Annotated in this window: 21 protein-coding genes and 1 riboswitch; of the genes, 8 read left to right on the top strand and 13 right to left on the bottom strand. The window is 45.8% G+C overall.

What is annotated here, in order from left to right:
* Both MMB75_RS17480 and MMB75_RS17475 read left to right on the top strand, forming a co-directional pair.
* Window positions 1-660 carry a futalosine hydrolase gene (locus MMB75_RS17480; RefSeq protein WP_045244891.1) on the top strand — a complete coding sequence of 220 codons (660 nt, stop codon included), beginning with the start codon at window positions 1-3 and terminating at the stop codon, window positions 658-660.
* A complete protein-coding gene (locus MMB75_RS17475) occupies window positions 661-1,518 on the top strand; it encodes a 1,4-dihydroxy-6-naphtoate synthase (RefSeq protein ID WP_045244892.1) in 858 nt (285 codons plus the stop codon).
* A 156-nt stretch (window positions 1,519-1,674) separates the two neighbouring features.
* Here the strand turns inward: MMB75_RS17475 and MMB75_RS17470 are convergent, their stop codons facing one another.
* The 5 genes from MMB75_RS17470 to MMB75_RS17450 all read right to left on the bottom strand — a co-directional run bounded on the left by MMB75_RS17470 (window position 1,675) and on the right by MMB75_RS17450 (window position 4,653).
* Complete coding sequence (locus MMB75_RS17470; protein WP_013372898.1) at window positions 1,675-1,995, bottom strand: hypothetical protein; 321 nt, start codon at window positions 1,993-1,995, stop codon at window positions 1,675-1,677.
* A gap of 313 nt (window positions 1,996-2,308) precedes the next feature.
* Window positions 2,309-2,599 carry a hypothetical protein gene (locus tag MMB75_RS17465; protein ID WP_019688524.1) on the bottom strand — a complete coding sequence of 97 codons (291 nt, stop codon included), beginning with the start codon at window positions 2,597-2,599 and terminating at the stop codon, window positions 2,309-2,311.
* Window positions 2,600-2,617: 18 nt separating this feature from the next.
* Window positions 2,618-2,944: a hypothetical protein gene (locus MMB75_RS17460; protein WP_016820018.1), complete on the bottom strand. Its 327-nt coding sequence runs from the start codon at window positions 2,942-2,944 to the stop codon at window positions 2,618-2,620.
* 79 nt (window positions 2,945-3,023) lie between these two features.
* Window positions 3,024-3,638 (bottom strand): hypothetical protein, encoded by a 615-nt coding sequence (locus MMB75_RS17455; protein WP_045244893.1) that lies wholly within the window; start codon window positions 3,636-3,638, stop codon window positions 3,024-3,026.
* A gap of 85 nt (window positions 3,639-3,723) precedes the next feature.
* Window positions 3,724-4,653, bottom strand: a complete 930-nt coding sequence (locus tag MMB75_RS17450) for a DMT family transporter (RefSeq protein ID WP_045244894.1) — start codon at window positions 4,651-4,653, stop codon at window positions 3,724-3,726.
* A 146-nt stretch (window positions 4,654-4,799) separates the two neighbouring features.
* On the opposite strand from MMB75_RS17450, the gene MMB75_RS17445 reads away from it, so the two are divergent.
* The 3 genes from MMB75_RS17445 (at window position 4,800) to MMB75_RS17435 (ending at window position 6,951) form a co-directional block, all read left to right on the top strand.
* Entirely contained in the window at window positions 4,800-5,678 is an 879-nt protein-coding gene (locus MMB75_RS17445) for a LysR family transcriptional regulator (protein WP_025365762.1), read from the top strand.
* 248 nt (window positions 5,679-5,926) lie between these two features.
* On the top strand, window positions 5,927-6,061 hold the full coding sequence (locus MMB75_RS17440) for a helix-turn-helix domain-containing protein (RefSeq protein ID WP_025365763.1): 135 nt from the start codon (window positions 5,927-5,929) through the stop codon (window positions 6,059-6,061).
* Between the two features lie 431 nt (window positions 6,062-6,492).
* Entirely contained in the window at window positions 6,493-6,951 is a 459-nt protein-coding gene (locus tag MMB75_RS17435; protein WP_025365764.1) for a hypothetical protein, read from the top strand.
* Window positions 6,952-7,135: 184 nt separating this feature from the next.
* Here the strand turns inward: MMB75_RS17435 and MMB75_RS17430 are convergent, their stop codons facing one another.
* On the bottom strand, window positions 7,136-7,495 hold the full coding sequence (locus tag MMB75_RS17430) for a HesB/IscA family protein (protein WP_016820013.1): 360 nt from the start codon (window positions 7,493-7,495) through the stop codon (window positions 7,136-7,138).
* A gap of 371 nt (window positions 7,496-7,866) precedes the next feature.
* On the opposite strand from MMB75_RS17430, the gene mqnE reads away from it, so the two are divergent.
* Window positions 7,867-8,973, top strand: coding sequence for an aminofutalosine synthase MqnE (mqnE, locus tag MMB75_RS17425; protein ID WP_016820012.1), 1,107 nt, complete (start codon window positions 7,867-7,869; stop codon window positions 8,971-8,973).
* A 202-nt stretch (window positions 8,974-9,175) separates the two neighbouring features.
* A complete protein-coding gene (locus MMB75_RS17420; RefSeq protein WP_025365765.1) occupies window positions 9,176-10,243 on the top strand; it encodes an NAD(P)/FAD-dependent oxidoreductase in 1,068 nt (355 codons plus the stop codon).
* A gap of 117 nt (window positions 10,244-10,360) precedes the next feature.
* Here the strand turns inward: MMB75_RS17420 and MMB75_RS17415 are convergent, their stop codons facing one another.
* Entirely contained in the window at window positions 10,361-10,618 is a 258-nt protein-coding gene (locus MMB75_RS17415) for a YuzB family protein (RefSeq protein WP_016820010.1), read from the bottom strand.
* Window positions 10,619-10,706: 88 nt separating this feature from the next.
* Here MMB75_RS17415 and MMB75_RS17410 point away from each other — a divergent pair, with 88 nt between their 5' ends.
* Window positions 10,707-10,952, top strand: a complete 246-nt coding sequence (locus MMB75_RS17410; protein ID WP_013372910.1) for a NifU family protein — start codon at window positions 10,707-10,709, stop codon at window positions 10,950-10,952.
* 91 nt (window positions 10,953-11,043) lie between these two features.
* Here the strand turns inward: MMB75_RS17410 and MMB75_RS17405 are convergent, their stop codons facing one another.
* The 6 genes from MMB75_RS17405 to MMB75_RS17380 all read right to left on the bottom strand — a co-directional run bounded on the left by MMB75_RS17405 (window position 11,044) and on the right by MMB75_RS17380 (window position 17,503).
* Window positions 11,044-11,808, bottom strand: a complete 765-nt coding sequence (locus tag MMB75_RS17405) for an SDR family oxidoreductase (protein ID WP_025365766.1) — start codon at window positions 11,806-11,808, stop codon at window positions 11,044-11,046.
* A 143-nt stretch (window positions 11,809-11,951) separates the two neighbouring features.
* A complete protein-coding gene (locus MMB75_RS17400) occupies window positions 11,952-12,794 on the bottom strand; it encodes a MetQ/NlpA family ABC transporter substrate-binding protein (RefSeq protein WP_017427284.1) in 843 nt (280 codons plus the stop codon).
* Window positions 12,795-12,868: 74 nt separating this feature from the next.
* Window positions 12,869-13,537 carry a methionine ABC transporter permease gene (locus tag MMB75_RS17395; RefSeq protein ID WP_017427283.1) on the bottom strand — a complete coding sequence of 223 codons (669 nt, stop codon included), beginning with the start codon at window positions 13,535-13,537 and terminating at the stop codon, window positions 12,869-12,871.
* Complete coding sequence (locus MMB75_RS17390; RefSeq protein WP_031462167.1) at window positions 13,534-14,556, bottom strand: methionine ABC transporter ATP-binding protein; 1,023 nt, start codon at window positions 14,554-14,556, stop codon at window positions 13,534-13,536. The genes MMB75_RS17395 and MMB75_RS17390 overlap by 4 nt, the downstream gene beginning before the upstream one ends.
* Window positions 14,557-14,692: 136 nt before the next feature.
* Window positions 14,693-14,831: riboswitch (SAM riboswitch) on the bottom strand.
* Window positions 14,832-14,961: 130 nt separating this feature from the next.
* Window positions 14,962-15,681: a Cthe_2314 family HEPN domain-containing protein gene (locus MMB75_RS17385; RefSeq protein WP_277376084.1), complete on the bottom strand. Its 720-nt coding sequence runs from the start codon at window positions 15,679-15,681 to the stop codon at window positions 14,962-14,964.
* A gap of 55 nt (window positions 15,682-15,736) precedes the next feature.
* On the bottom strand, window positions 15,737-17,503 hold the full coding sequence (locus MMB75_RS17380) for a UbiD family decarboxylase (RefSeq protein ID WP_044788112.1): 1,767 nt from the start codon (window positions 17,501-17,503) through the stop codon (window positions 15,737-15,739).
* Between the last annotated feature and the right edge of the window lie 100 nt (window positions 17,504-17,603).

Raw genomic sequence — 17,603 nt, 5'->3', positions numbered from 1 at the left:
ATGGAGCATACAACATCAGATGGGCGCATCCTGGTCATGACCGCGGTTGAAGGCGAACGGGAGGCTGTGCTGCGCGGCCTGAAAGGCGACACTCGCTTTGTGGTCGAGCTGGCTGGTGTAGGCGCTCCGTCCGCAGCGGCTTCAACCGCGCTGGCACTGGCCACTGGCGGCTACCGTCTGGTCATTAGCGCCGGAATTGGGGGCGGCTTCGTGGAGGTCGCTGCACTGGAGAGCGTCGTCGTTGCTGACGCGATTATTGCCGCCGACTTAGGGGCAGAGACGGCAGAGGGCTTCAGCAGCGTGGACGAGCTGGGTTTTGGCTCCAGCCGCATTGCCGTGAACGCTGCCACCGCGCAGCGATTCGTTCAGGCGTTGCGTGACGCTGGCCAGACGGCCGTCGCCGGACCGATTCTGACCGTCTCGACGGCCACCGGCACAGCGGCTACAGCGGAACGCCTAGCCAAACGCGTTCCCGGCGCTGCTGCCGAAGCGATGGAGGGTTACGGCGTAGCCGTGGCGGCCAACAGGTTCGAGCTGCCGATGATGGAGATTCGCACGATTTCCAATGCTGTTGGTCCACGTGACCGTGCATCCTGGCGAATCAAAGAGGCTTTGCAAGCGTTGGAAGCCGCATTTTCTACATTAACGGAGGTTATATAGATGCAAATTGCTTTTTCACCTTGTCCTAACGACACTTTTGTCTTCCATGCCTTGGTGCATGGATTGATTCCGGGCGCACCCACGCTGGACATTACATTCGCCGATATCGACATCACCAACAATCTGGCGATCACACCAGACGGACTTGATATCATGAAAATTTCGTACGCTGCACTTCCTTGGGTGCTGGATGAATACGCCCTGCTGCCTTGTGGTGGTGCACTGGGCCGGGGCTGTGGACCGCTCGTGCTGACTAAGGAAGGTTCCACCGTCGAAGGTCCGAAAGCCCTATCCGGCAAGCGTGTAGCTGTTCCAAGTGAACGTTCCACCGCTTATCTGCTGTTCCGTCTATGGGCGGCCAAGCATGTGCCTGGAGGTGTCGGCGAGATCGTCGTGATGCCGTTCGACCAAATTATGCCTGCTGTCCGTGACGGAGAGATAGATGCAGGATTGGTGATTCATGAAGCACGCTTCACATATCCGTCCTATGGACTTAGCAAGCAAGTTGACCTAGGGAACTGGTGGGAAGAAGATACAGGGCTGCCAATCCCGCTCGGAGCTATTATTGCCCGTCGTACACTGGATCTGGATGCGATCACCAACTGGATACGTGCCTCTGTCGAATATGCTTGGAAACATCCCGAAGCTTCGCGTGAATATGTATTGTCTCATGCGCAAGAGCTATCACCCGATGTCGCCAAATCGCATATCGACCTGTACGTGAACGATTTTACCGCCAATTTGGGCGACAGCGGTTATGCCGCCATTGAAGCCTTACTCGGTCGCGCTGCGCAGGAAGGGCTGGTGCCTCCGTTTGATTTAGCCAAACTGCGCCTTACGTCCACAACAACACGTTAAAAGGTGCAGACATGCCATGCATGTTATCTCCTAAATAGAGCAGCTTAAGCATATAAAACCTCCCGAACGAGCACATTGCCTAGCCATGCGCCCCATTCGGGAGGTTTTATGATTTCATATTGCAAATTCTCATTGGGTCTCGCTTGATCCTTATTCTTAGCTCTGTTCTTGCTCCACGACCTCGGTCTTAAACACGTTATCCAGTTTGGTACCCAATCGTTTGACCAGCGGCACCTTGATATCCCGACTCAGCTCTTTGAAAAAAGCGTCCATGTCACAATTAATCTTATCCAGCACGACCTTCACGGTGCCCTCTTCCAAAATCTGCTCGTTCAGATCCTCAGGTACCGTAACCGAGATATCATACTTCTTGCATAACGTTTTAATGTAGCGGCTAAAGATTTCGATAAGCTCCTCATTGTTGAACTTCTCAACTGCAACTTGCCCTTTGTTCGTAAATTTCAAATTCACTCTCACGTTAGCATTTCCCCTTTTCCTTTTGACCATTTATTTTGGATAAACGTTGAACCATTCAGAGGCTCTTCAAAGAAAGGGCCTTACCGGTCGTTTTAGACTCTTGTCCTTTGATATACTAAGTATAACACATTAAGTCCGTTTTCATTTCCCAACTTGTCGTTTTATGATAAAAAATGATACATTTTGCGCATTTTCAGCATAATTTCTTTCTTTTCATGCCAATTATTAGGAATAGTTTATACACAAATACACAAGAAAACGCCTATCTCGCAAAAGAAAGACGTCTCCGTGTAGATGCTTAAGCAGTATGCATTTATAAAGGCTTCGTACATTCCCAACCGTGTGAACGATACTCACGCACAGCATCTCGTATATCCTCAATATCATCTGTATGCAGCAAAATCGCAGGTAGAATTACCCAGTACTCATTCTCCGCTAGATCAATAAATACGTCCTCGACATCATAATATTGCATATCGCCGAATGCCGTATCCCTGATTTTCTGTCCAACCAAAGGTGTAAAAGGGGAATCAAATGTTTTCATCACCTTCGTATATTCCTTCACACCCGTTGCCGAGATTTGCTGTGAAATAATGACACTCAATGGTGTTACCTCCCTGACCTAATAATGCTCATTATAACCTTCTCTCAGACCTTCTACAAAACCATGCGCGAAAAAAATCATAAAAATCAATAGGCCAATGCCAATGGCAACGGAGCTGATAACGATAATCAGGATGCCTTGCGTGTTTCTTTGTTCCATCTTTCTAGTCAAAATTCCGAAAACAAGACCTATAAGCCCAAACAAGCCTCCAATAACAAAAAAACTAAATACGAACCCCAAACCTGAAAAAATCCAACCAAATAGAGCGAGCACCCAGCCCTGCGGCTGCGGCTCACTCTGTTTCATCTGCCAGCGTTCCCTCGCTGTAGGTGTGTACCTGTCCATATCCTAGCTCCCCCGCTCAATTTGTATACTTAAGACAAAAATCTGTAAAGTCCAGCATCGGATTAACGTTAGGTTCCTCCTATTGCTGACCAGTGAGCTTAAAAGTGCCGCCTTCCCGCTTACCAAGCGGATAATTTTGAACCGTCATTTCCACCTTCGTATTCTTATCCCATACCGGAAGCTTGTCAGATGTACTGTACTCCTTCATAGCTATGTCGATGACTTCCTCTGCCTTCTTCGTCAATACAGCAGAAGACATATTATATTTGCCATAACCTTGATAAGCACCGCCAAAACCGAGATTAGGTTGGTTGTTCACATTCAGTAGCACACCCTTCAACTTGCCATCCTCTGCCACATCAAAAGTCACTTTTTCCAATACAAAATCATCTGTAACGACAGATGTCTGCTCTAACAGATGCGTTATGGATGACAGGTTGGCTGCTAATTTAACTTTTCCAAGTAGGGCCTCTGTATCATTTTGTTGCTTGGTTAAGGCTTGTGTTGTCTGTTTTAGCGATGCATTCGCTATAGTTAAAGAATTGACCTTCGTATTCAGATTATAATTCCATACCGCCAAGGCTATACAGCCTAGTATAGCTACTCCAGAAATGACCGTTGCTACAACTGCCAGCTTACGAATAGGCTGTGGTTGTGGCTCCACAGACTGAGTATGACCGCTTAACTCTCCCATACCAAACTTCCTCTCTATTTATATAGTCATATTTTACTATTCCCCTCTCTGATATTCTAGTATATTTTTCCTAATTCTATATTTTCTAAGCATTTGTACAGGAATTCGTTTCATTAGCCTTCGAGCTTTGGTTCGCTCGCTTTCCGGGAGAAGCTGTATTTACCAAATACACACTACCTGCAATCAGCACCAACCCCACTACAAATGTCAAAGTGAGGGACTCTCTGAGCATGACCATACTAAAGAGTGTGGATAACACCGGAATCATAAACGTATATGAGCCGACGGTTCCTGCATCCCCATTGTCGATTAGCTTAAAATAAATCATCCAGCCCATCGCAATCACGAATACTGAAATAAACAATAGAATCGCGATAAAGGAGGCTGTCCAGTGGATATCGCTCCATTTCTCGGTCGTAAACCCAATCCCGTTGAGTATGATCCCTCCCAAAATGAGTTGCATCGTCACCGCCCAAATGGAGTCCAGTTGTTTACTTTTTTTCTTCATATAAATCGTTCCGAGCGCCCAGCACAGTCCCGAGGCTAGCCCCAACACAATGCCCAGCACAGACAAATGACCTGCCATTCCGCCTGAGCTAATCACGATCACTCCACCAAAACCGAGTACCAGTCCAATGACCTTCAGAGGAAACATACGCTCTCCCAACCACAGCCAGGAGAATAATCCCAACAAGATCGGTTGAAGGAATACCAAAGTGGAAAATAATCCAGCAGGCAAATAACGCAGTCCTACCGTCTGCAAGCCATAGTAGCCTGCAATATTAAATATAGCCAGCACAAGATATGTCCACGCATTTTGTCTAAGGCGTAAGGTTTTCCGATTACGCATAGCGAACAACAGCAGAATCACACCACCCAGCAGCGTGCGGATTCCTGAAAAAAATATCGGCGGCGTATCTGGCAAGGCCAGCTTGGTCAACGGCCAGTTGATCCCCCATACCATCACTAATATCAAGACAAGCCACAACGTAGCTTTAGGCGTTAATTTTTTCATAGATGTCTCTCTCCTTAGAATTTCATTGCGCATTGCTTACGACTAAAATCTGAACAGCCGTTTGCAAAGTTTTGCTTTACTAGCTTATACTGTGGTCACTAATAAATAAAATGAATGTTTTCAATAAGGGAGATAACTTTTCACTTATGACTATTACTCAGATTATGATCTTTGTTCGCGTAGCTGAAACACTAAACTTTACCCAAACTGCCCATGAGCTGCATATGACGCAACCTGCGGTCAGCCATGCCATCGCCAGTATCGAGAACGAGCTCGATGTCCAGCTATTGCTGCGCGATCGAAAAAAAGGCGTGCTCCTGACAGATATTGGACACAAAGTACTACTGCAATTTCGCATGATGCTGCAAAGCATGGAAAAAGTGCAGCAGCAGGTGGCCGCTGAAAAAGGCTTAGATGTGGGTACGATCACGATTGGTGCCTTTCCTTCTGCCTCGGCCTATTTTCTGCCCCCGATTATTGATCATATTCGTCAGCACTATCCGAACCTTGTTTTCGATTTACACGAAGGTTCCACGAATGAAGTCAAGGAGTGGGTACATACCAGAGAAATTGAAGCGGGAATCATCCTGTTGCCAGACCCTGAGGTAGATGTAATTCCTTTATGTCAGGATGACATGGTTATTCTCCTGCCTGACGGTCACCCTTTTCAATCGCGCGACAAAATCGCCATCCGAGACTTGAATCAACAGGAGATGATCTTTTGTAAAGGTGGACACGAGGTCGCCATTATGGAAGGTTTTGAACGTGAGCAGAGTCAGTTGCAGGCACAATTCATTACTCACAATATCAGCACCCTGGTCAGCATGGTCCGACAAGGACTAGGTATGGGCATTGTCTCTTCACTCGCCTTATCCACGTTCCCCCATGATCTAACCGTCAAGGAAACCACGCCTCTGATCACGCGTCAAATTGGTATCGCTATCCCCTCTCTACACAATGCTTCACTTGCTGTACAGTTATTTGTGCGTACTGCGCAGGAGCTGTTTACTGATTTGAAGCAATAGGGCATATGTGCAGAATTATCGAATCATCGAACAAGAGGAAAAGTTGCGTGCGACAACTATTGAAAATGAAATGTGCTATACACGCATTTGGGACAATATAGATGGGGCGTTGAAGATCAATTCAGGGCATTGTAGCACGGTAAAATAGTAAAGCCTAACACCACTTGTAGAAAAGGGAACAGCCCTTTGTTATACTGGAAACAGAAGCTATACTATGTACTACGTGTCATATACCCTCACCATCAACTTTGGCTAAAATGTCTAATGGAGAATTTGTAGCAATGAGTGTCATTGCACGTATATGTGAGGAATTGGACTGTAAAATTGAAGAGGTTGTAGAGTTTATAGAGCAGCAACCATTAGATACAGCAAAAGAGCGCTAGCCTTTTTAGGGGTAGCGTTCTTTCTTTTTTATAACGCAATCAAGTAAAGCCGATCATGTGTTACTACCGACAATTCATCAAGTGGAGAGTAGAAGAACCACTTAATCGGCTCCCTCCAGTGATGGGTTAGTGCACATCATTTTTTAAAGCCACTTCTTGTCGTTCTTTTTATAAGAAGATAAAAACTCTACATTCTACTAAATATATATACTTTCCGTAGTTTAGAATCCAAGTATACGCTAATCTCTCTATTTTACGTTTTCATCTAGATAATATTCCAAATATATATAATATCATATATTTTTTGAAATATATTGACATAAAAAAGAATTAATTGTATATTTTAATAGAGCTCAAATCCAATCATTTCTAGAAATGACAACAAGAATTACATAAAAATAAAATATCTTTTCAATAAGGAGATGGATTTTTTGCATATTTACAAACACTTGTTGGTAGCTCCTATCGTTCTTTCATTAACGCTAATTGGATCCGTTAATGCATTTGCAAGTGGTGAACCTTCCAATCTATTGGATTTAGAAAACTTAACACTTCCTAAAGATCATGTGATTACTCCACAAGCTTTACTTTTGGATAACGACGTTACTTTTCCAGGAGAAGGAACCTCATATTTTAATTATAACGGAACAGCTGATCTTCGGTTCTATATAAAAAATACAGGTAATAAAAGGATTCATGTTGAACTTAACTTCCCTGGAGGTTCTCGGAATTTAATGAGAATAACACTTGCTCCAGGCGAATCTACTACCAATAATTTCCCTCTATATGATGTATATGGTCCTAGTGCTAACGGTCAATACTCTGTATACGTTTATAATGATGACGGTTCTAGAGGTTCATATCATATTTCAGCTCGGACGTTAGAATAAGATGTTTTTCCTTGAAATGTAATGTTTAATGTTATATTTTTAATAAATTACATTCAAAAACAACTAATTAATCACAAAAAAAACAGGTGTCGGTATTTAACCAACGCCTGTTTTTTTATTTACATAAGCCATTTCAAATTAAAATTTTCCCTGAAACGTTCAGCATACAGTCCCTTAGTTCCGATTAACAAGGTTCTTCGCTTGGTTTCCCTGCATCTGTAGCTGTACGGAAGCTTGAACCGCAGCCGCATGTAGCTACAGCATTCGGATTATGAATCGTGAAACCGCCAGACATACCAGACTCTTCAAAGTCGATTTCCAGACCGTCCAGATAGCGGATACTATCCTTTTCCACGACTACTTTCATATCCTGTACATTCATATATATATCCTGATCCGTCTCGTTGTCGTCAAAGCCCATGGCGTACGAAAATCCGGTACATCCACCTGGCGTAACACCCAGACGTAAAAACATATTCGGCGTTTCCTGCTGCTCCAGCATTTCTTTCAGGCGTTCAGCAGCGGAATCGGTGATGTTAATCATAGCTCCATCCTCCTCTTTTACTTCATGCTCCCCTTCAGTATACTCTCTTATTTGCAGGTGCTCAAGTCATGGAATGTCCTTCCGTTACAGGCTTAAACACCTCTTTTTCTACTCGTTTGTATTGAACACCAGTGGTGTGAGGTTTATAATAGGTGAAGAGTGTGTTAAAGAAACTGTCGGAAATTTGTCATTTCAAAGGCGAAATTATGAGACATCCATCATTGTAGCCTGGCATTGTAACATTTTTCACATATCGTATATCCGCGCTGCCGGATTTTACCGACGGAACGGGACATCCTGTGCGCATCAAGCGCTTGTGCCGCTAATTCGGCGGACAGCCTCGCACAGAGCAACTTGAAGGAGGAATAGGCATGTCCACATTAGTTACACCTTTTACAGACCGCAGAATGGCGGAAATTGTAGAAAAGGTACAAAACGGGATTCGTTTGAACCTCGAAGATGGTATATATTTGTATGAAACTGACGATATTCTCACACTGGGCCAGTTGGCTAACGAAGCTAATTTACGCAAGAACGGTAAAAAGGTTTATTTTATCGAAAACATGAGCCTGTACTTCACCAATGTATGCGAAGCGCGCTGCGCGTTCTGCAATTTCCGCAAGGATCAGGGGGAGGAAGGCTCTTATACGTTGTCTGGGCAGGAAATGATTGATTATGTAGAGCAACATATCCATCCAGGCGTAAGAGAATTCCATATCGTCGGCGGTCATAATAATCATGTGCCTTTCCAATACTATGTAGATTCATTGAAGGCACTGAATGAAAAGTATCCCAACGTTACACTGAAAGCATACACTGCAGCGGAAATTGACTTTTTCACACGCATAAGCGGCTTGAGTGTTAAAGAAGTTCTTCAAGAGCTGCAAAAGGCAGGACTTCAATCTTTGACTGGTGGTGGCGCGGAAATCTTATCCGATGAATATCGGAAGAAGATGCGTGTTACCAAAGCCAATGTGGACCGCTATCTTGAAGTACATCGTACGGCCCACAATCTCGGTATGAAAACTCATACGACGATGCTGTACGGTTCAGTCGAAACTTATCAGGATCGTATTGAGCACATGCTGCAAATTCGTGAATTGCAGGATGAAACAAATGGATTTATGGTATTTATCCCACTGTCCATGCAGCCGAAAAGCAAAAACGCCAACATCATGCGCCGCAACTCTGCTTACGAGGATCTCAAAACCATTGCGATCAGCCGTTTGATGCTGGACAATATCGACCATGTTAAAGCTTACTTCATTAATATTGGTCCGCAATTGACGCAGGTCGCTCTTACCTTTGGCGCATCTGATGTCCATGGTACGATTGTGCGCGAGCAGATCAGCCATGCCGCAGGTGCGTTGACTCCTGCCGGATTGACCCGCAAAGAGCTAATCTGGCTGGTCAAAGGTGCTGGACGCATACCTGTAGAACGTGACACCTTCTATAACGAAATCGAAGTTTTCGAATAAGTGTAACATCGGATTCAGATTTCCCGCGTGCATTTTATCCCCATTACTCACACCAAGCAGCCTCAAGCTGCCCCGGAACACGTCGGTCTGTCTGCTAAAGGCAGGCCCCTTTCCGGGCTTTACAACAACAAAACTTGTGCTAGATCGACAAGACACCAGACCATTTGCCGGGGACACGGTAACGAAAGGACGGCGGATTTTGATGAAAAATTTCGTTATTCTAGGGGGCGGCTATGGCGGCCTTACCATTGCCAAAGAATTGCTGGATAAACACATTCCCGACGATATTCAAGTTATTTTAGTGGATCGGATGCCCTTTCAGGGGCTGAAAACAGAATACTATGCCCTTGCGGCAGGTACCGTATCTGATTTTGATTTGCGGGTACATTTTCCGGATGAACAACGCCTTATTCGCAAATACGGAGAAGTCACTTCGATGGATCTTGAGAATAAAATGGTTCATTTTCAAGATGGTGATCCTTTGCCCTATGACCAACTTGTCATCGCGCTAGGTTGTACTGACCGCTTTCATAATACACCGGGAGCTGAAGAATACAGCTGTACGATCCAATCCTTTAATCATACCCGCCAAACGTATCTGCGCTTGAATGAAATCAAGCCTTATGGACATGTCCATATTGTAGGTGGCGGTCTAAGTGGGGTCGAGATTGCTGCGGAGTTACGTGAAAGCCGCGCGGATTTGAATATTACGATTATGGATCGGGGCGAGCGGGTTCTATCAGCATTTCCGCAACGTTTGTCTGCTTATGTACATGCCTGGTTCAAGGAGCATCAAGTGAATGCGCTGAATCACGTTGCGGTTTCCCGTATTGAGCCAGGGGCTATTTACAACCGTAATGAGCCAATTATGACCGATGCTGTAGTATGGACAGCCGGGATTCAGCCCGTTAAAATTGTGCAGGATTTAGCAGTTCCTAAAGACCCTCAGGGTCGCATCGTGCTAAATGAATATTATCAAATACCGGATCATCCTGAAGTGTACGTCGTCGGAGACTGTGCGAGCCTTCCTTACTCTCCAAGCGCTCAGGCGGCAGAGGTGCAAGGTGAGCAGATTGCCCACATTGTACGCGACCTATGGAAAGGCCAAACGCCTCACCCGCATCCTTTAAAGCTACGTGGTACATTAGGTGCACTTGGCAAGAAGGCCGGGTTTGGTTATGGCTTTATGGGCAGTACCTCTTTGCGTGGACGAGTGCCGCGTCTGCTGAAGAGCGGTGTGCTCTGGAAGTCCAAACGCCATTTTGGCTAATTGGATACTCAACAAACAAAGAAGACCTGCTTCCAGAGCAGGTCTTCTTTGTTGTTGCATCTATGAATAATACATATTTCCTACAAGAGGAAGCTGGCTTGCCGATGACTTCTATTTTTAATCCAAATCCAGGTTGTCCCATGCTTCGGCTTCTTTAATTTTGTTTAGAATCACTTCGTACAGAAGCTCTGCTGAATCTGCGGATACAATTTCACCATTAACCATCGCATAAGGCTCAGCGTTACACTGACCGCAATTGCTTAGGCAGCCGTATTCAATCACATCATAATCCGGGTTCTGTTCTAGTTTGGACATAATCTCATCGGTACCAAAATGCATATTACTGGTGCAAAATTCAATAATAGGTCTTAACATTTTTTTCACCTGCTTTGGATGACGGGCATTTTAATTTGGCCCGCTTTGTAATATAATAAATAAGGTATAGGAAAGGAGTTGAATTCTAATGAGCGAAGCACAAAGCGTTCAAATGTATGATGAAGTAGCAGACGTACTGGATAAGCTCCGTCCGTTCCTGCAACGCGATGGCGGTGACGTTGAGCTGGTTGACGTTGAAGATGGTATCGTTAAGCTGAAGCTGGTAGGCGCTTGCGGCAGTTGCCCAAGTTCTACAATTACGCTGAAGGCAGGGATTGAACGCGCTCTTCTCGAAGAAGTCGAAGGCGTCCAAGAAGTGGTACAAGTATTCTAATGCTTGATGCATAATGATCAGAGAGTCTTGACTTCGGTAACGAAGCTCAAGACTCTTTTTTGTGTTACAACGTCTAAAGGATCTCTCGATCTTATATGGTTGGCCGAATGGGGTCCAACCCTCCGGACACATCCATAATATTACCCGTTATAAAATCCGAATGCTCCTCACACAAATAGGCGATCACTCGCGCAATGTCCTCTCCGCTTCCTGGACGCCCACGCGGTGTCTCTGTATCCTGCATGCCGATGACATCGGCAATCGACTTTTCCTTGTTCGCTCCTCGGATATCCCCGGGACAGATCATATTGACCGTGATGCCATAGGGAGCTTCCTCTACAGCTAGTGACTTCGTAAAAGACACCAGCCCCACCTTAGCAGCTGCGTAGACGGCGCGATGCGGCCAAGCCCTTGCTTCTCCAGCATGACCAAAGCCAAAATGAATAATACGTCCCCATTGCTGGCTACGCATGTGCGGCAATACCAAATGATCCAGCAACATGGTACCGACCAGATTCCCCTGTATCATGGCATGAATTTCAGCTACACTATAATCCGCAAACAGACGGCGTTCCCGGATGAACGGTCCGGCATTATTCACCATAATATCGACTCCGCCCAGCCGATCCTGCACTTCACCGATCAGCCTGGTGATATCTTCCTGAACCGAGATATCTGCTTGTAAAGACAGGCAGCGTACTCCCTTAGACTCAATTACCCGCTTAAGCGCTTCGGCTTCAGCCTGGCTATGGACATAATTCAGGGCAATGTCACAACCTTCATCAGCCAGACGCAGAGCGGTCATTTTACCTAAACCTTTGGCACTACCCGTTATGAGTGCGACTTTGTCTCTCAACAGTTTTCCTCCTCTTCACAGAGAACGGTCACCCCCAAGTATAAAATATTTAAGCAATCCCTACAACTCCAACCAAAAAGAAACCCCAGTCCTCTTGTTCAAGAGAAGCTGGGGTTTACGTTCAGCGCATTCTTAGTTTCTGCTTAAAATGCAGGGATAATTGCGCCTTGATATTTGTCTTCAATGAATTTTTTAGTTTCTGGAGATTGCAAAGCTTTAAGCAGTTTTTGGATCGCTTCGGAATCTTTATTATCAGGACGTGCTACCAGTACGTTAGCATATGGTGAATCTTTGTCTTCCAGTGCCAATGCATCCTTGGTCGGATTCAGCTTGGCTTCCAAAGCGTAGTTCGTGTTGATCAACGCAATATCCACTTCAGGCAACTGACGTGGCAGCATAGCTGCTTCCAAAGTTTTAAATTCCAGATTTTTCTTGTTTTCAGTAATATCTTTTACGGTAGCTTCAATGTTGCTTGCGTCCTTCAGCTTGATCAGACCTTGTTTCTCCAACAGCAACAATGCACGGCCTCCATTGGTCGCATCGTTCGGAATCGCTACTGTTGCACCGTCTGGAAGTTCATCAAGCTTTTTATATTTTTGAGAGTAGATACCGAATGGTTCCAGATGAACCGCGCCAACAGAAACCAGATCCATTTTACGCTCTTTATTCATCACATTCAGGTAAGGTACATGTTGATAAAAGTTAGCATCCAGTTGCTTGTCAAACAATTGTACGTTCGGCTGTACATAGTCGTTAAACTGAACGACTTGAAGACGAACCCCTTCTTTTTCCAACTGAGGCTTGATCGCTTCCAAAATTTCCGCATGTGGCACAGGAGAAGCTCCAACTTTCAGCTCGACTTCACGCGGTGACCCGCCTGTATTTTCGGCCGCATTGTTTGTATCCGATGTTGTGCTCTTTGTACCGCAAGCAGCCAGTACCGCAATTAATGTCAAGCTCAATACAGCCAATACCCATTTCTTCATGTTGTTACCCCTCCAATAATTTGTAATATTCAGGATCAGACGTCCTGATCAATAAGGATATCTATATGTTTTCCCTATTTTCGAGTATAATGCCGCACAAGGCGATCTCCTGCCATTTGCAGCAGTTGTACCAATACGATCATCAGCACGACCGCAACGATCATTACAGCCGTTTCGTAACGATAATAGCCGTAGTTGATAGCCAGCGTACCCAGTCCACCGCCTCCGATCATACCGGACATTGCCGTGTAAGATACGAGTGTAACGACGGTAATAGTTAATGCGGCGAGCAGGCCCGGCAGTGCCTCACGTAACAGCACACGCCGGATAATTTGTCCTGTCGAAGCCCCCATCGCTTGTGCAGCCTCAATGACACCCTTGTCCACTTCACGCAGAGACGTTTCGACAAGACGTGCGAAGAAAGGAGCAGCACCGATAACCAATGGCGGAATGGTTCCCAGCACCCCGGTCGAGGTACCTACCAACGATCGTGTAAAAGGAATAAGTGCGACGATCAAGATGATAAATGGTACGGAACGCAAAATGTTAACGACGAAAGATAATACAACGTATATCACCTTCATCAGAGTCAACGAGGAACGGCTTGCCAGAAACAACAATATACCGAGCGGCAAACCAATAACGAGGGTGAACAATGCAGATGCCCCGAGCATCTGAAGGGTTTCCAGAGTAGAATTCCCTAGCTCTTCCCAACTCACTTGCGAAAAATCAAGTTCGCTCATTGTCCGATCACCTCCACATCGAGTCCTTGCCCTGACACTTCGCGCAGCGTATGTTCTATATCTGAATGGTTTCCTTCAAAACGAACGATCAGCTGTCCATACGGTACGTTTTTAATCGTAGAGATGGTGCCCTGTAAGATTGCAAAATCAACCCCCGTACTTCGAGCCGTACGCGATAGAATTGCATCATAAGTTTTACTGCCCAAGAAGGAGATACGTACCACCTGTGCCGATTCGCCGCTACCTGCTGCTGCAATCGCTGCTTGTAATTCCTCAGGATGTTCTGCCTCCCGCTGGATAAAATCCTTAGTTACCTGATGCTGTGGCTTCAAAAACACTTCCGCCACCGGACCTTGCTCCACGATATCGCCCTGATGAATGACGCCAACTCGATCACATATACTTTGAATCACATGCATCTCATGAGTAATCAATACGATGGTCAAATTAAAGCGCTGGTTAATATCCAACAGCAATTTCAGGATAGACCCTGTCGTCTGCGGATCAAGCGCAGACGTCGCTTCGTCACACAGCAGCACATGCGGATCACTAGCCAGTGCCCGTGCAATCCCTACCCGCTGCTTCTGTCCACCTGAGAGCTGTGACGGATATTTTCCACTGTGTTCTTTCAGTCCCACCAATTCCAGCAGCTCGCGAACTTTCTTGTCTAGCTCCTGCTTTGGGGTATTTACCAGCCGCAATGGAAATGCAATGTTGTCATACACTGTCGCCGAAGACAACAAATTAAAATGTTGAAAAATCATTCCGATTTTTCGGCGTTGCTTCTGTAACTGGGCTTGACTCACAGTCACAAGGTTAACCCCATCTACCCATACTTCGCCTGAAGTAGGGCGTTCCAATAAATTAATACAGCGGATCAACGTACTTTTGCCCGCCCCGGAATGACCAATCACCCCGAATATTTCTCCACGCTTTATAGAAAGGTTCAACCCGGACAACGCATTAACGCGTCGGTTACCTTTACCATAATGCTTGGTTAATTGCTTAAGCTCTATCAACGTGCTGCGACCTCCTTCACTTCTTTCTTACCCTGTTAACCAGTTATCATCTCTCGGGATTGTATAAAATCACTATTTATTTATACAAAAAAGAGCCCCTTTCACAGAATGAAAAGGGCCCCACCTTGCGAACCTTTTCTCATCTGCCAAAATCGCTATAACTCTAGCGGTTTTGTAGGAATTAGCACCATATGTTCCCTCCCGGTGCATTACACCGGGAAAGAACGGGTTGCCGGGCTTCATCGGGCCAGTCCCTCCACCTCTCTGGATAAGAAAAATATGTTAAACTCCAGCTTTAGCTGTCCGTTAAGTTTATATAAAAAAAATAATTCAAGCATTTTTCTGAAACTAGGTTTCAGTATAGATAGTTTACATTGCTTTGTCAAAGGATATTTTCTGTCATAATTATGGGCGCACTGCCCGGTTCTCCCATTGTTTCGCAGTATAAGAAAATGCTTTTGATAGCGACTGGCATACCATTTCCAAGCCCTGCTGCAAATCTTCCAGATGGTGATCAAGGTCCTCCAGTTGGATTTTTCCATATAAAGCACGGTGACGTTGCCAGAGATCGTCCTGCATTTCCGTGTTCATATAATGTATTTCCGTATTTCGACGCTTACGCAAGCGATTGATGGCATCGTTGTATGTGTCCTTGATATCATTTAAATTATCAGTCAATACAGGATGCATTTTGAGATACTTGAGCTGTCTCAACACGGTAAAATACGAATAATGCGCCTTATACTGCCCTGTTTTTAAATCATACAAATCATTCATCCAATTACCAAGCTTATCCAAAATAGAGAATACCCGCACAAACCCATCCTTATAAAAGAAAACATACAAAGCATAATCGGATTTTTCATCCTTGCTCATATCTTCAGCGTATCCGGCTTTCACTTTCATACGGAAAAAGGCGGCAGCATGATGGCTCTGCTCCAGTTCATCCAAAGACGACATCAGACCACGTGTTAAAATATCCGCCTTCCGAAAGTCATGGGTAGGATCACCACTGGCCTGGATTTGCAGTTCCAGCAAATGTAACATGTCTGACATGCTATTCATGGCATCCAGCAGGACGCCATGATTTTCACGTGGGGGCTCGCCCAACAGCTTGCGTATCATGCTTCACGCCTCCTTCATATCTGTAAAATCCGGCTGTTAGATGCTTGAATAGGCGTCAAGCGAAATAACTCGTCCACCGTTGATCTACAAGCTTAACTATATCCTCACGCGGTAGCACCTCATCAGGGTAGCCTGGCTTCATACGTGCATCCACTATAATCGGCAGCTTATAGTTCAGGTGATGCAAACGTACTTCGCTGTCGGCGTACATATCTGTAGCCGGGTTAAAGCGTGTGAATACCGTCCACAGGAACGAGGCTTGGGAGCGAACAACTTCTTTGGCATCGTCCACGATAAAGACAAGCGGCCACTCTTGCTCACCCGCAGCTAATCGCTCCAATACACGCGCAGCGAGTTCAGGCTCCTGCTCAAAGGACGAGCCGGATATAACGAGGCAACCTCCGCAATAGGGTTCGATTTCACGAATTCCCGGCAGATCGCCGCCTTCATAAACACGAGGCAATTCACGCACAGGCTCGCCTACCCCCATCAGAATCGCCTTGCTGCCGTGATTCAGCTTGCGGCCCGTGTAATCGAGTGTATCGTGAGACGTATGGTTAAAAATAAACAAATCTCTGGCTGGATTAAATCGCTCCAAAATGGTTTCTAGCAACAGGTTAAAGTCGGATAAATCGATCACCCGATCCGTCAGCATCAGGAATTTGGTCAACGACAATTGACCTTGACCCAGAATGGTAAAGCCGGATACCAGCGCTTCACGGGAGTAGCTTTCACGTACGACTGCCGCTGCCAGCGCATGTACACCTGTTTCTGCATATGCCCATAACGACTTGACAGAAGGCATCACAAGCGGATAGGCGGGCGACAACAGACGTTGCAAAAATTCGCCGAGATAGTAGTCTTCCTGCCGTGGCTTACCTACAATGGTTGCCGGATAAATGGCATCTTTGCGGTGATGCATATGTTTGACATGAAACACAGGGAAATCATGTTGTAATGAGTAATAGCCAAAATGATCGCCAAACGGCCCTTCCGGGCGACGTTCATGAGGCGGCACATAGCCGCTGATCGCAAACTCGGCTTCTGCCGGAATGCGATGGCCTCCAAGCGGGTCTTCTGTCATGGGCAGCTTGCCCCCCATAATCAGAGAAGCCAGCAACAGCTCTGGCAAGTTTTCCGGGGCAGGAGCAATGGCAGACGCAATCAGAGCAGGCGGGCCACCGATGATGATCGTCGTAGGCAACGGCTCATTACGCAGCTCTGCCTCATGATAATGGAAGCCGCCGCCTTTATGGATTTGCCAATGAATCCCTGTCGTCTGATCATCATAAATCTGGATGCGATACATCCCCAAATTATGGTCCTTGGACTGGCCTGGCTTTTCGGTATACACGAGCGGAAGCGTAATGAACGGTCCTCCATCCTCGTGCCAACTGGTTACTCTAGGCAGCGGAGCCAGCGGAGCATCCGTACGGCGAACGCCCAATACAGGAGCTTCGTTATGAGATACTGTTTTTAGTCCTACTTTTAGCATGTCCTTAATCAGGCCACGTTCATTCCACAACGCTTTGGGTGTAGGTGGAAGCAGCGTCTTGGTCGCACCTACAATTGCATCCATCAGTTGCTCTGGACGAGGGCCAAAAGCCATGTCCACACGGCGATTCGTGCCAAACAAATTACTGGCGACAGGAAACGGGGTTCCTTTGACATTGGTAAACAGCAGTGCCGGACCTTCTTCCTCAATGACTCTCCGGTGGATTTCAGCCAGCTCCAAATAAGGATCGACAGGTGCTTCTATAATTTTAAGATCATTTTCTTTTCGCAGCGCTTCAATAAATTGGCGCAAATTCTGGTAGATCAACTGGATGATTCCTCCTAAGCAAATCAAGCCCTCGAGAAACTCGTGGGCCTGGTTTGTTTCTTATGATGTTATTATACGTGTTTCAACGCCTCTTGGGCAA

The sequence above is a fragment of the Paenibacillus sp. P2(2022) genome, from assembly GCF_029522175.1.
Taxonomy (GTDB): Bacteria; Bacillota; Bacilli; order Paenibacillales; family Paenibacillaceae; genus Paenibacillus; species Paenibacillus polymyxa.
Note: the sequence above shows the minus strand (reverse complement) of the source record. Positions and strands in the feature narration are given on the sequence as shown.

What these genes read in the sequence shown, in the direction of transcription:
- MMB75_RS17480 (WP_045244891.1), top strand. Translation starts at nt 1, where the DNA reads ATGGAGCATACAACATCAGATGGGCGCATCCTGGTCATGACCGCGGTT.
- MMB75_RS17475 (WP_045244892.1), top strand. Translation starts at nt 661, where the DNA reads ATGCAAATTGCTTTTTCACCTTGTCCTAACGACACTTTTGTCTTCCAT.
- MMB75_RS17460 (WP_016820018.1), bottom strand. Translation starts at nt 2,944, where the DNA reads ATGGACAGGTACACACCTACAGCGAGGGAACGCTGGCAGATGAAACAG.
- MMB75_RS17455 (WP_045244893.1), bottom strand. Translation starts at nt 3,638, where the DNA reads ATGGGAGAGTTAAGCGGTCATACTCAGTCTGTGGAGCCACAACCACAG.
- MMB75_RS17450 (WP_045244894.1), bottom strand. Translation starts at nt 4,653, where the DNA reads ATGAAAAAATTAACGCCTAAAGCTACGTTGTGGCTTGTCTTGATATTA.
- MMB75_RS17445 (WP_025365762.1), top strand. Translation starts at nt 4,800, where the DNA reads ATGACTATTACTCAGATTATGATCTTTGTTCGCGTAGCTGAAACACTA.
- MMB75_RS17430 (WP_016820013.1), bottom strand. Translation starts at nt 7,495, where the DNA reads ATGATTAACATCACCGATTCCGCTGCTGAACGCCTGAAAGAAATGCTG.
- mqnE (WP_016820012.1), top strand. Translation starts at nt 7,867, where the DNA reads ATGTCCACATTAGTTACACCTTTTACAGACCGCAGAATGGCGGAAATT.
- MMB75_RS17420 (WP_025365765.1), top strand. Translation starts at nt 9,176, where the DNA reads ATGAAAAATTTCGTTATTCTAGGGGGCGGCTATGGCGGCCTTACCATT.
- MMB75_RS17415 (WP_016820010.1), bottom strand. Translation starts at nt 10,618, where the DNA reads ATGTTAAGACCTATTATTGAATTTTGCACCAGTAATATGCATTTTGGT.
- MMB75_RS17410 (WP_013372910.1), top strand. Translation starts at nt 10,707, where the DNA reads ATGAGCGAAGCACAAAGCGTTCAAATGTATGATGAAGTAGCAGACGTA.
- MMB75_RS17400 (WP_017427284.1), bottom strand. Translation starts at nt 12,794, where the DNA reads ATGAAGAAATGGGTATTGGCTGTATTGAGCTTGACATTAATTGCGGTA.
- MMB75_RS17395 (WP_017427283.1), bottom strand. Translation starts at nt 13,537, where the DNA reads ATGAGCGAACTTGATTTTTCGCAAGTGAGTTGGGAAGAGCTAGGGAAT.
- MMB75_RS17385 (WP_277376084.1), bottom strand. Translation starts at nt 15,681, where the DNA reads ATGATACGCAAGCTGTTGGGCGAGCCCCCACGTGAAAATCATGGCGTC.